Annotated in this window: 4 protein-coding genes; 3 read left to right on the top strand and 1 reads right to left on the bottom strand. The window is 76.0% G+C overall.

Annotation, left to right across the window (positions count from 1 at the left end; genetic code table 11):
* Positions 1 to 228: 228 nt before the first annotated feature.
* Together SZN_RS35750 and SZN_RS35745 are read left to right on the top strand one after the other, a co-directional pair.
* Positions 229 to 831 carry a hypothetical protein gene (locus tag SZN_RS35750; protein ID WP_007505184.1) on the top strand — a complete coding sequence of 201 codons (603 nt, stop codon included), beginning with the start codon at positions 229 to 231 and terminating at the stop codon, positions 829 to 831.
* A 599-nt stretch (positions 832 to 1430) separates the two neighbouring features.
* Positions 1431 to 1817: a hypothetical protein gene (locus SZN_RS35745; protein ID WP_007505180.1), complete on the top strand. Its 387-nt coding sequence runs from the start codon at positions 1431 to 1433 to the stop codon at positions 1815 to 1817.
* Positions 1818 to 1922: 105 nt separating this feature from the next.
* On the opposite strand, the gene SZN_RS35740 is transcribed toward SZN_RS35745, so the two are convergent.
* Entirely contained in the window at positions 1923 to 2810 is an 888-nt protein-coding gene (locus tag SZN_RS35740; RefSeq protein ID WP_043734957.1) for a septum formation family protein, read from the bottom strand.
* 253 nt (positions 2811 to 3063) lie between these two features.
* Between SZN_RS35740 and SZN_RS35735 the strand changes: the two genes are divergently transcribed.
* Positions 3064 to 3681, top strand: a complete 618-nt coding sequence (locus tag SZN_RS35735; protein WP_043734956.1) for an RNA polymerase sigma factor — start codon at positions 3064 to 3066, stop codon at positions 3679 to 3681.
* The last annotated feature ends 632 nt before the right edge of the window (positions 3682 to 4313 follow it).

Here is a 4313-nt window from a genome sequence, read left to right as displayed (position 1 = left end):
GCCGCGCCGACCCGCCGGAGCGCGCCCACCGCCGACGCGGAGCGCCTGGCCGAAAATCTCCGCGTCGCACCCGCGTCGCCCTCCCTGCCCGCCCGGTGCCGCGCGACTGTGACACTCCCGGGTCGTCGCACGCAGTAGGGAAAAGTGCGGGCTGTGTGAAAACGGGGCTCGCCAGGGGCCTGTGCGGGGGCCCCGGCCCTCACATCGGACCCGCTACGGGAGGCGTGGATGAGCCTGGTGGACCTGATCGCTCAGGCCGACGAACGCGGGCTGACCGCCGGCGGATTGGCTTGTTTGGATCGGTGTGTACCGCTCCTGGGCGGCGACGACGAGGTGCTGCGCCCGCTGTGGGCGAACCTCGCGACCGGCGGGGACCCGGCCGTCTGGGGCGACCTGCTGGACCGGGCACGGGTGAAGCTCGGTGTCGTGGACGACGCGGACGCGGAGGACGAGGCGGCCCTGCTCGCCCGGCGGATGCTGGCCGCCGCCCCCGCCGTGCGGTCCGCCGCCGAGGCGCGCGTGTGGGCCGACGCCTGCTCCGTCGCCTCGCTGCGGATCCACCGGCTGCTCGACCCGGCCGGGGACGACGCCTCCTCGGTGGGCGCCGGTCCCGGGGCGCTCGGCTCCGTCCGGGCGGGCGCGGCCCCCGCCGAGGGCCGCACCGCGGGCATGTCGCCGCTCGTCGCCGCCGAACTGCGCCGCCAGGTCAGCGTCCTGGAACTGCTCAACGGCCACGGCGCGGGCGGACTGCGCCGCGCCCTGGAGGTGTCGACCGAGGGCCGCCGGGTGCTGCGGGCGGTGGTCTCGCGCCGCGCCCGGGGCCGCGGCTGACGCCCCGCCGAGACCCGTACGCCGCCAGCCGCTTCACCACCGCGTCGCCTGAGAGGCGGTCAGCGGCAGGAACGGCGGCAGCGGCAGGAACGGCGGCAGCGCCCGTGCCGTGCCGGAAGGCGGGGCGGCCCCCAGCACGACCTGGGCGCGTCTCCTCCAGCGCCTGGCCCAGGCAGTAGAGCGACCATGCCTCGCGCGGGCCCCGTCCGGTGCCAGGTCCGGCGGCACGGCGCGGCACAGCGGCTCGCAGTCGGCGTACAGCCGCACCCGCACGGCCTCCCGGGCCGGCCGGTCCGGTCGCGCGCGGCGCTCCGGTCGCCCCCCGGACCGGCGGCGGAACCGGCGGCGGAACCGGGGCGCGCTGTTGCGCAGCGCCGGGGGGCGGCACCGCGCGGAGGTGGACGTGCGCGGAGGTGGACGTGCGCGGTCGTCAGCGGCTGGCGCGCACGGCGGGCGGCGAAGCGTCACTCCCGCCCGAATCCCGGTTCCCGGGCGGGTCCTGTGTCCGTCCTGCGGGCACGGTGCGGCGGTCCTGCGCGGGTACCGGGCAGCCGCCCGATCCGGGTGACGGATCGCGGCTCCCGGACGCTCTCCAGGATGTGACGACTCAGCAGGAGACCAGGCCCTTCGCCGCGGCCAAGCCGGCGCGGTGGGCGGCGGACGCGGTGGCGACCATGCGGGAAGGGGCGCGGCTGCGCCTCGACTACTCGGAGCAGAGTCTGTGGCGGGTCGACCGGATGATCGAGGGGCTGCGCCGCGAGGGCACGCCCAGGGCGGCCGTGGACCACGTGCTGCGCGGACTCGGCGCGTACGCCGGTGAGGTGATCGCCCGTCGGACCGGTGCCGAGTGGTGGGCGACGGGCGGCGACCACTGGCTGCGCACGCCCGACGGCCGGCTGTGGGACCCGATCGACGAGGCGCGGCGCTGCTTCGCGGGCGACGGATCGCTGCGGCTGCTGTGCCGGGACGCGCGCCGGGGGCGGTGACGGCCGGCCCGTCCGGGCCCGCGCGGGGGGCGGGGTTCCGGACGGGCGGACGGGGCGGTGCGGCGCGCAGGGGGAGCGTTCGGCGCGCGGGGGAGTGCGGCTGTCTCAGCCGGCCCAGACCTCGGCGTCGTCGGCCGGGACGGTGACGGCCAGGGCCAGTTCCTTGCGGGCGGCGACGGTCCGGCCCGGGTCGATGGCGGTGAAGGCCGGGTCGTAGGCGAGGTAGAACGCGTCGACGTTCCGGGCGTTCGCGGCCTTGCGCCAGTCGGCGGCGGCCTTCTTCAGCCGGGCGCGGAGCTTGTCGACCTCGGGCCCGTCGATGCCGTCGAGGCCCTTGACATGGGAGTCCAGGGCGGTCGCCACGGCCTTGGCCTGCGTCTTGTAGCCGGCCAGGTCGTCCTCGACGGTGTCCTTGACGGGCTGGTTCGCCCACAGGGCCGCGTAGACGCCGTTGGAGCCCCGCAGGAAGGCGGCCTGCGCCGGCTTCAGCGACTTCGCGGTACCCAGCGAGCCGCTGAACCTGCCCTTCTCGGCGGTGTAGGAGCAGCTCACGGCGCGGTCGCCGGTCGTCCAGCTCTCCTTGGTGGGCGTGTAGTAGAAGAGCGAGACGCCCTTGGGGAGGGCCCAGGTGTCCGGGGCGTACGCCTCGGCCACGGCGGGGCAGCGCTCGTCGGCTATCGCGGAGACCGCCTTCTCGCCGGGGTAGGACCCGCTCTTGTCGATCTTGAACTCGCCGACCACCTGGCCCTCGTGCGCCTCGGAGCAGGACACGACCTCGACGGCGTACGCCTCCCCCTCGGCCTTGCCGTTCGGGTTGTAGCAGTCGCCGACGTCCAGCGAGAACACCGAACGCTGGCGGGCGACCTTCTGCGCGCCGTCCTTGGCGCCGTCGACGGCGTCGGAGAGGCCCGAGCACCCCACCGCGCCGATCGCGAGCAGGGCGACGACGGCGGACATGCCGCGCGGGAAACGGTGGGGAGTACGGAGAGACACGACGTGTACGTCCTCTTATTTGATCTTTAAACGGGATGGCGCGCATCGTATGCCATTCCCGTGAGCCCGCTTGCGCGGCCCCCTCCCGTGCCGACGTCTCCGACTCCCGACGCGCCGGGATGGTTGTGCTCCGGGCCGCCGCTGTGACACTTCCGCGGGACCGGGCGCTGTTGTGCGTGGAGGGACGTGGGCAGGGGGTGGGCGTGCCGTACGGCACGGATCCGCCGCGAACCGGTACGGACGAGGACAGTTCTTGGGCCGAGGAGGGGAACCTCGCCGCGTGCACGCGCACGACGGTGATCTGGGCGCGGCGGTCGCGCGGGCCCAGGAGGGCGACGAGGCGGCGTTCGCGGTCGCCTACCGGCTGGTGCAGCCGGGCCTGCTCGGGTATCTACGGGGGCTGGTCGGGGACGACGCCGAGGACGTCGCGTCCGACGCGTGGCTGGAGATCGCCCGCGACCTCGGCCGGTTCCGCGGCGACGGTGCCGGGTTCCGGGGCTGGAGCGCGACGATCGCCCGGCACCGGGCGCTGGACCATCTGCGGCGGCAGAAGGTGCGGCCCCGCTCGTCGGCACTGGAGCAGGACGTGCTGGAACTGCCCGGCCCGCACAGCACGGCGGACCTGGCCCTGGAGTCGATCTCCACCGTGCGGGCCCTGGAACTGGTCGGCGGGCTGCCCAGGGACCAGGCCGAGGCCGTGCTCCTGCGGGTGGTCGTCGGGCTCGACGCCCCGGCGGCGGCGCGCGTGCTCGGCAAGCGGCCGGGCGCGGTGCGCACGGCCGCGTACCGGGGCCTGAAACGTCTGGCGGCGCAGCTGGCCGCCGCGGGTGTGACGGAAGAGGGCCCCAGGACGCTGGGGGAATCGACATGAACAGCGAGGGCGACGGCGGCCGGCGGGGCGCGGAACCGGCCGGAGGGCCGCGGGCGGCCGGCTGACCGGACGGGCGTGACGTACGTGACGGACGTGACGGCCGACCCGGAGCGCCGGCGGGTGTCCCGGACGGCTCGCGCGAACCGAACGGGCCACACGCCGGCGCGCGCCGGGGCGGGCGGACACGGGCGCGGTCCGCGACGGACGCGGCGCCGATGCGCCGGGTACGAGTCGTACGGCTCCCGTGTGGTTCGTACGGCTCGTACGGCTCGTGTGGGTCGTACGACTCGTACGACTCGTGGGAGTAGTACGGGCTCGTACGGGCTCGTACAAGTCGTACCGCTCGGGTGAGTCGGACGGCCGCCCGGGACGTACACGCTCTACGCCGGGCATGTACGCCCCCGCGCGCACGGCTTACACGGGCCGCCCGGCGGCGCGCGTGAGTCGGCCGGACGGGATCGGGCAGCACGGGATCGGACAGGGACGGGACACGGACATGGGTGAACGGCAGAGCGGCGGCGCGGCGCCCGGCCGCCGGCACGCGCACCCCGACGGCGCCGCCCCCGGCCGGTCCGACTCCCCGCAGGCCGCCCACGACGCCGCCCTGGAGGCGCTGCTCTCCGCCGCCGTGC

The sequence above is a fragment of the Streptomyces zinciresistens K42 genome, assembly GCF_000225525.1.
Lineage (GTDB): Bacteria > Actinomycetota > Actinomycetes > Streptomycetales > Streptomycetaceae > Streptomyces > Streptomyces zinciresistens.
This window is presented reverse-complemented; position numbering and strand designations above follow the sequence as displayed.